Consider the following 7,484-nt stretch of genomic DNA (forward strand, 5'->3'; position numbering starts at 1 on the left):
CGGAACTTATGATTCGCTCTGACCTATTCCAGCCCTTGCGCACCAATCGCGCAAGGGGGCGAGCGCATCATGTTCAAGCGCCAGCTTGAGATAAGAGAGCGTGCGCGGCATGTATTTCATATATCCGGGTTTTCCATCGCGCTGCATCAGCCGCACCCAGAGACCCGCGAGCTTGCAATTGCGCTGGGCCGACATGATCGCCCAGCTTTTCATGAAACCGGGCTCGTCAAAGCCACCTTGAGCGCGGCGGAGCGCGAGATAGTCATTCATGAGCTGCTTGAACAGGACCGGTTCGATCGTGACACGTGCATCCTGTGTGATGGACGCAAGATCATAGGCAGTCGGCCCGATCATCGCGTCTTGAAAATCGATGATGCCGATCTTCTGAATGCCCTCCTTTTCGTCGCGCCAAATGATGTTTGGGGAATGAAAGTCCCGGAGCAGCAAATTCTTCTCGGCCGATGCCAGCTCATCGATGAGCGCATCCCAGATCGCCAGATATTCCTCGCGCTCCGCCTTGCTGGGGGGCGTGCTGCGCCGCCAGGGCAGGTGCCAGTCAAGAACAAGGCGCACTTCCATCTTCATGGCCGTCCGGTCGAAATCCGGGATGTGATGGATGTGCGTCTCGGTGACGGGGATGTCCCGCGGAATTTTCATCCCATGCAGATGCGCCAGACAGGCAACGCTTTCGCGATATCGCTCGGCGATCGGGTTGCCGTCTTTATCGAGCGGGCCCTCGGTGCCGAGATCTTCGATCAGCAGAATGCCTTGGTCGTAGTCGGCCTCGTAAATCTCCGGCGTCGCGAAGTCTCTTTCGCGCAGCACATTGGAGATCGCCACGTAGGGATAGGCGTTTTCGGCTATATGGGCGACCTTCGGATACGGCTTTCCATCAAGTACCGCTGGCCCCTCGGGAAGGGGAGGCCAGTCCATCAGGATCTTCCGGGGTTCCCCATTCGGATAAACGGCTTCATAGGCGCGTGACGACGCGTCACCCGTCAGAAAACGGCGCTTGGCCGTCGGATACCCTGCTTTTCCAAGGAAATCGCGGATCGCCAGAACACGCCGGATTCTTTGCAGCTGCTTGGGCGGTGCCGAGATCGTTGCCCGCCGCCCCTTGTGTTCATGCTCAAGCTTTATCGTGATGCGATCGGCGGGCAGTTCTTCTTCCGCCATCTCCGGCCATTCGACGAGGCATATCCCGTTTTGAAGAGCTTCGTCGAAGCCGAGTTCCTCCAGTTCCGCGCCGTCACCAAGCCGGTAAAGATCGAAATGCGAAACCGGAATGCGAAGATCGTAGGATTGAACCAGCGTGAATGTCGGGCTCGGCACTTCAAGCTGCTCATCATCGGCCATTGCACGCAGGAACGCGCGGGCGAGCGAGGATTTTCCTGCGCCGAGGTCGCCTGAAAGCGCCAGGCATTCACCGGCTTTCAGCGCTAGGACTAGGTCTTCTCCGAAGCGGATCGTTGCCGCCTCGTCTTCGAGGAAAAGCGAGATCGTGCCGTCTGCCGGGTTCATTCTGCTGCTGCGATGGACTGTGGCAGATTGATGGACGGAATCCGGCAAACGACCGTCGTGCCTCTGCCGGGCTGGCTGTCGATTGTCACCTTGCCGTTGTGCAGGCTGACAAAGCTGTCGACGATCGAAAGACCGAGACCTGCTCCGCCACGCTTGCCGCTTTTGGCGCCGGTGGCAAAGCGGTCAAAGACGGTCGCGATCATATCCTTTGAAATGCCGGGACCGCGATCGGTGATGGAGAAGACGAAATCCATGGCCTCGCGATGACATTCGAGGGAGATGGCTGCGCCTTCAGGCGAAAAGTTCGCCGCGTTGGAGAGCAGCTTCAGCAGGATCTGCTTCAACCGCTGAGGATCGGCAACGATAGAGCCGAGATAAGCCGGCGCTGTAATCTCCAGCGCCACGCCGCTTTCCTGCAGCCGGTCGGCAATCTGCATCGAGACATCGTCGAGAAGATCGTTGAGGTCGATCTCCGTATAATTCAGCCTCATGATGCCGGCATCGACGGTGGCAAGGTCGAGGATATCGTTGACCAGCGTCAGAAGCACTGAAGACGATGTGGCAATATGATCGATATATTCGGCCTGACGGTCGTTCAATGGCCCTACGCCCGGCGTCCGCAGCAGATCGGCAAACCCGATGATATTGGTCAGTGGCGAGCGCAACTCATAGGAGACGTGCTGGACGAAATCGTTCTTCAGCTCATCGGCCTTGCGCAGCGCCTCGTTCTTTTCAGTCAAGGCGCGTTCCGCACGGACGCTGTCGGTCATGTTGACGAAGGTCAGCATGGTTTGCGCATTCGGCAACGGAATGACGGCGTAGTCCAGCACAAGTCCCGAGAAGAGTTCGAGCGTTCCCTGGCCGGAGCGGCGCTCGTCGTCGAAGCTGGTGATCAGCTCTGCAAAGGCCTTCCAGCCGTCCGGACGGTCATAGGACGGCAGGCAGGTCTCGCCGATCGCGCGAATATGCGTCCCCGGCTTGGCTTCGGCCTCGGTGATACCCCACAGTACGCGGAAGGCAGGGTTCGAAAGGCGGATACGGCCGTCCGGTCCGAAAACGGCAACGCCCTCGGAGAGATGGTCGATCGTTTCGCCCTGAACCTTGACCAGCGTATTGTAGCGCGTTTCAAGATCGACCTGTTCGGTCAGATTTTCGAAGACCCAGGTCGCCCCGCCCTGCGGATGCGCGGTCGCAAAGACGCGCAGCGTCTGTCCGTTCGGCAGGTGCCAGAGGTCGGTTTGCGTATCGAGCGCCCGGTAGACGGAAAGCGCCGTTTCCTTCCAGCTCTTCCAGTTGAGCTGGTCGGGAAGCTTCTTTGCGGCGCGCAAACGCTCGAGCAGCTCGGCGTTGTCGGGCTTGCTCTCCAGAAAGGCGATATCAAGTTCCCACAGCGCGACGAAGGCCTGATTGTAGAATTGCAGACGGCGATTGCCGTCGAAGATCGCGACCGGCGTTGCAAGCTGATCCAGCGTCTCGGCATGGCTCTTGAGGGTACGCTCGAGCTCGGCGCGAACGGATTCGGCTTCCGAGACGTCGATTGCAATGCCTGCCGAACCGCTCGGCAGCTTCACGTCGACGACGTCGAAGAACGTGCGGTTGCCATGAACAACGGTCGAAATCTTGTCGTGGAAGGGTGATTCGGGCGTGACTCCCGCGCGGATGCGTTCGCGGGCGATTGTCGTCAGGAACTCCCGCCCTTCGTGGACCGCATGTTGCGGGGACTTCGACTCGACGGCGTCTCCATAGGCCTGGTTGACCCAGGTGAGGCGGCCTTCGGTGTCCCGTTGCCACGCCGGCAGGTCGATCGCGTCAAGAAGGCTCTGGAACGCCGAGATGGACGAAATCAGCCGGTCGCGCTCGATCTTCAATTCGGCAAGTTCGGCGCGCAGATTGTTGAGCGCCACAAATCGGACGAAGGCGCGGCCGCCGGATACCCGGCCCTGCGCTTCGAGGATTTCCTCACGATTGGTCTCGACCACCATATCGAAGCTCTGAGCGCCGCTGCGCAGGCGATCGATTGCTCTTTCGAGCTCGGATGCGGAGCGAGGCTTCAGCCAGCGGCCGAAGGCCAGGAAGTCCCCGTCCTGGGGGGCGCCCGTTTCGACCGGAAGCTGGCCGAGCAGTTCGGGCCGCTCGTTGCCGTTCCAGACGACGATACGGCGATTCTTGTCGGCGATCAGCGCCTGATACTGAGAAATACGCTGATGCGCATCGGAGAGGGCAGATCGGATCTCCCGGCTCTCGCTCTCAAGGTTGCCGCGCTGACGCACGACCCACAGCATCGAGAAGAGGGCGGCGGAAATGACGCCGATCACGACGGAAAAACCGACGATCTGGGACGACGTGAAAAGAAGTGTGGAGGCCGCTGCTTTTGCTTCGACTTGGGCAAGAGCGGGCCGCGCCAATGCCGCGATCGCCGTTCCGGCGGCGCAAATCTTCGAGAGCCGCGCCAGCGACCCGGAGCTTTGCTTCGCGGCATTGACGGCCGTGGCAAAAGTATTTTTTCGGCTTGCCCGGAGTGAGCGGATGTCAGGCCGATCGCCGTCTTCCGCCCGTCCAAGCAGGCTGTGAGTCATTTCCGACATCCGCGGTATGTCTCCGTCCTTCAATGTGCCGCATCACGACAAGACATCCCATTTTCGGGCACGGCTGGCCGCGCCACGAATCGAGTTCTAAAACAATACTTCGGAAGAGAATCTGCGGGAAGGTGGCGCCCAAAAAATAAGGTGCCGCATTTGTCAATGCGGCACCATCAAGATATTGTGGATATTGTCCTGCAGATTAATATCTGTAGTGGTCTGACTTAAACGGACCACTCGGCGAAACGCCGATATAGGCAGCCTGTTCTTCGGAAAGCTGTGTCAGTTTCACGCCGAGCTTGCCGAGATGCAGACGCGCAACCTTCTCGTCCAGGTGCTTCGGCAGGACGTAGACCTTGTTTTCGTACTGACCGGGCTTGGTGAAGAGCTCGATCTGCGCCAGGGTCTGGTTGGTGAACGACGCCGACATGACGAAGGACGGGTGGCCGGTCGCGTTGCCGAGATTGAGCAGGCGGCCTTCCGAGAGAAGGATGATGCGGTTGCCCTTCGGGAACTCGATGAGGTCGACCTGCGGCTTCACATTCGTCCACTTCAGGTTCCGGAGTGCGGCAACTTCGATTTCGTTGTCGAAGTGACCGATGTTGCCGACGATCGCCATGTCCTTCATTTGACGCATATGGTCGATGCGGATGACGTCCTTGTTGCCGGTCGTGGTGATGAAGATATCGGCGGAGGAAACGACGTCCTCGAGCAGAACGACTTCATAGCCGTCCATGGCAGCCTGCAGCGCGCAGATCGGATCGGCTTCCGTGACCTTGACGCGTGCGCCGGCGCCCGAAAGCGAAGCGGCGGAACCCTTGCCGACGTCGCCGTAGCCGCAGACGACGGCAACCTTGCCGGCCATCATGACGTCGGTGCCGCGGCGAATGCCGTCCACCAGTGATTCCTTGCAGCCGTACTTGTTGTCGAATTTCGACTTGGTGACCGAGTCGTTGACGTTGATCGCCGGGAAGGGCAGCAGGCCTTTCTGGCTCAGCTGGTAGAGGCGGTTGACGCCCGTGGTGGTTTCCTCGGTCACGCCCTTGATCGCGTCGCGCTGCTTGGTGAACCAGCCCGGCGAAGCGGCGAGGCGCTTCTTGATCTGTGCAAAGAGGATCTCTTCCTCTTCCGAATGCGGGTTCGAGAGCACATCCTCGCCGGCCTCGGCTCGCGCGCCAAGCAGAATGTACATGGTCGCGTCGCCGCCATCGTCGAGGATCATGTTGGAGACGCCGCCATCGGCCCACTGGAAGATCTTGTCGGTGTAGACCCAGTAATCTTCGAGCGACTCGCCCTTGACGGCAAAGACCGGAACACCGGAAGCGGCGATTGCGGCGGCGGCATGGTCCTGGGTCGAAAAGATGTTGCAGGAGGCCCAGCGGACTTCGGCGCCGAGGGCGACGAGCGTTTCGATCAGGACGGCGGTCTGGATCGTCATGTGCAGCGAGCCGGTGATGCGCGCGCCCTTCAGCGGCTGCGACTGGCCGAATTCGGCGCGGCAGGACATGAGGCCGGGCATTTCGGTTTCGGCGATCGTGATTTCCTTGCGGCCAAAATCCGCCAGACCGATATCGGCGACGACATAATCTTTTTCAGTGCTCATCGAGGTCTCCAGCTGAAAAGCGTCTCAAAATCAAGGCGCGCTATTGACGGACGCAATAGCGAATGCGTGCTTCAAGCACGTCCATAACCGCCCGTTTAGCAGGCTTCCAGACTGATGGCAACAGGGATATAAAGAAGTCTTTATATGTTTATATGAGGGTAGAGAGGGCTAGATCTCTTCGCCGAACTTGTTCTGGATCAGTTGATCAAGCGCGTCGAGTGCTTCGGACGCCTGATTGCCGCTCGCGGAGACCAGAACGGTCGTGCCTGGACTTGCAGCCAGCATCATCAGCCCCATGATTGAGGTCCCGCCGACGGTCATGCCGTCCTTGGAAACCGTGACGGCGGCATCGAAGGTTTCGACCATCTGAACGAACTTGGCGGAGGCGCGTGCGTGAAGGCCGCGCTTGTTGATGATGAGCAGTTCCCGGGAAAGCGAGGTCATGACAGGAGCGGTGCTCACTACTTGCCGCTCAGAACGCGGCTGGCGACGTTGATGTATTTGCGCCCGGCCTCCGACGCTTCGATCAGCGCCTTTTCCATGTTGTTTTCGCCGCGCACGCCCGCAAGCTTGATCAGCATCGGCAGGTTCATTCCGGCAATCACTTCGGTATGGCCGCTGTTCATGACCGAGATAGCAAGATTGGAAGGGGTGCCGCCGAACATGTCGGTGAGAATGACGACGCCGTGACCGTCGTCTGCGCCGGATACCGCCTGCAGGATATCCTGGCGTCTCTGATCCATGTCATCTTCGGGGCCAATGCAGACCGTCTCGATAAATTTCTGAGGACCGACGACATGCTCAACCGCATGACGAAACTCTTCAGCCAGCTTGCCATGAGTGACAAGCACAAGTCCGATCATGATTAAAATGCTCCCAATGGCAACAAACGGTGGCCCAAATATCGCAATGCAGCAATCGCGTCCACCGGTGGGGGCACATCTTGGCCATCAAAAGCTGAAGTGCAAGATAAAAATGCAGACATATGCCCGAGTCGCCTATGGAGCAGGCATCACCGGCCAATATCCGGCGCCCTTGCCATCAAGACCGCGAGAGGAACCGGCGTGCTTGCCAACAATCGCACCGCCGGTAGCGAAAAGTCCTCGGCGAGCTGCGCCACCTCGTTGTCCGGCGGTAACCTGGTTTCGCCTGATGCGCTGCCAGGCAGTACCGCGTAATGCATCGGGGCGGCGGAAACACTATCGCACTGCACGATACCGGTACCCCGCAGTTCGATCAGACCGCGGATTGACGGAGGGCACTCGGCGATGATTGCTCCATCGCGTTTCGACAGAAACACCTGATCATCGGCGACCAGCGAGGCCGGGAGCCCGATCCGCTTGGCTTCCGTGATGCAGGCGAAAGCCAGCATGGATTTGCCCCAGCCCGAGGGGCCAGCAAAGATGAGACCGGTTTTGTTAATGACGATCGCCGTGGCGTGAATATTGAGAGCGGCGCCCATGATCATGCGACTGAATCGGCGGGCAGGGCGAGAATGAAGCGAGCGCCGATCACTTCCGCCGTTTCGGCATCGATGATGTTTTCGGCCCGCAGCGATCCGCCGTGAGCTTCGGCGATCTGGCGGCTGATGGAAAGCCCGAGGCCGGAATTCTGCCCGAAGCCCTCCGACTCGGGCCGGTCGGTGTAGAAGCGCTCAAAGATGCGGTCGATATTCTCGGCCTGAATACCGGGGCCATTGTCATCGATATAGACAATGCAGCGTGAGCGCGTTCGAAACAGCCGGACGGTGATCCTGCCCCCCTCATCCGGGACAAAGGAGC

7 protein-coding genes are annotated in these 7,484 nt (G+C 59.5%); all 7 read right to left on the minus strand.

Going from position 1 to position 7,484, the window contains the following annotated elements; translation table 11 throughout:
- Positions 1-6 precede the first annotated feature (6 nt).
- Complete coding sequence (tsaE, locus tag ACPYOI_RS23225) at positions 7-1,521, minus strand: tRNA (adenosine(37)-N6)-threonylcarbamoyltransferase complex ATPase subunit type 1 TsaE (protein ID WP_481417679.1); 1,515 nt, start codon at positions 1,519-1,521, stop codon at positions 7-9.
- A complete protein-coding gene (locus tag ACPYOI_RS23230) occupies positions 1,518-4,106 on the minus strand; it encodes a PAS domain-containing sensor histidine kinase (RefSeq protein ID WP_481417680.1) in 2,589 nt (862 codons plus the stop codon). Before ACPYOI_RS23230 ends, tsaE begins: the two co-directional genes overlap by 4 nt.
- A gap of 196 nt (positions 4,107-4,302) precedes the next feature.
- Positions 4,303-5,703, minus strand: coding sequence for an adenosylhomocysteinase (gene ahcY / locus ACPYOI_RS23235; RefSeq protein ID WP_481417681.1), 1,401 nt, complete (start codon positions 5,701-5,703; stop codon positions 4,303-4,305).
- Between the two features lie 168 nt (positions 5,704-5,871).
- The gene (locus ACPYOI_RS23240; RefSeq protein ID WP_168831932.1) at positions 5,872-6,147 is read right to left on the minus strand and encodes an HPr family phosphocarrier protein; all 276 of its coding nucleotides are present in this window, start codon (positions 6,145-6,147) and stop codon (positions 5,872-5,874) included.
- A gap of 17 nt (positions 6,148-6,164) precedes the next feature.
- Positions 6,165-6,566 carry a PTS sugar transporter subunit IIA gene (locus tag ACPYOI_RS23245; protein ID WP_168831893.1) on the minus strand — a complete coding sequence of 134 codons (402 nt, stop codon included), beginning with the start codon at positions 6,564-6,566 and terminating at the stop codon, positions 6,165-6,167.
- Between the two features lie 149 nt (positions 6,567-6,715).
- Positions 6,716-7,165 carry an HPr kinase/phosphorylase gene (locus tag ACPYOI_RS23250; RefSeq protein WP_481417699.1) on the minus strand — a complete coding sequence of 150 codons (450 nt, stop codon included), beginning with the start codon at positions 7,163-7,165 and terminating at the stop codon, positions 6,716-6,718.
- A gap of 2 nt (positions 7,166-7,167) precedes the next feature.
- On the minus strand, positions 7,168-7,484 hold a 317-nt coding region (locus ACPYOI_RS23255; protein WP_481423409.1), incomplete at its 5' end, for an ATP-binding protein.

This window comes from Rhizobium sp. SVR5-2C (genome assembly GCF_056755115.1).

Coding starts and splice junctions, on each gene's coding strand:
- tsaE (WP_481417679.1), bottom strand. CDS start 1,521: ATGAACCCGGCAGACGGCACGATCTCGCTTTTCCTCGAAGACGAGGCG.
- ACPYOI_RS23230 (WP_481417680.1), bottom strand. CDS start 4,106: ATGTCGGAAATGACTCACAGCCTGCTTGGACGGGCGGAAGACGGCGAT.
- ahcY (WP_481417681.1), bottom strand. CDS start 5,703: ATGAGCACTGAAAAAGATTATGTCGTCGCCGATATCGGTCTGGCGGAT.
- ACPYOI_RS23240 (WP_168831932.1), bottom strand. CDS start 6,147: ATGACCTCGCTTTCCCGGGAACTGCTCATCATCAACAAGCGCGGCCTT.
- ACPYOI_RS23245 (WP_168831893.1), bottom strand. CDS start 6,566: ATGATCGGACTTGTGCTTGTCACTCATGGCAAGCTGGCTGAAGAGTTT.
- ACPYOI_RS23250 (WP_481417699.1), bottom strand. CDS start 7,165: ATGGGCGCCGCTCTCAATATTCACGCCACGGCGATCGTCATTAACAAA.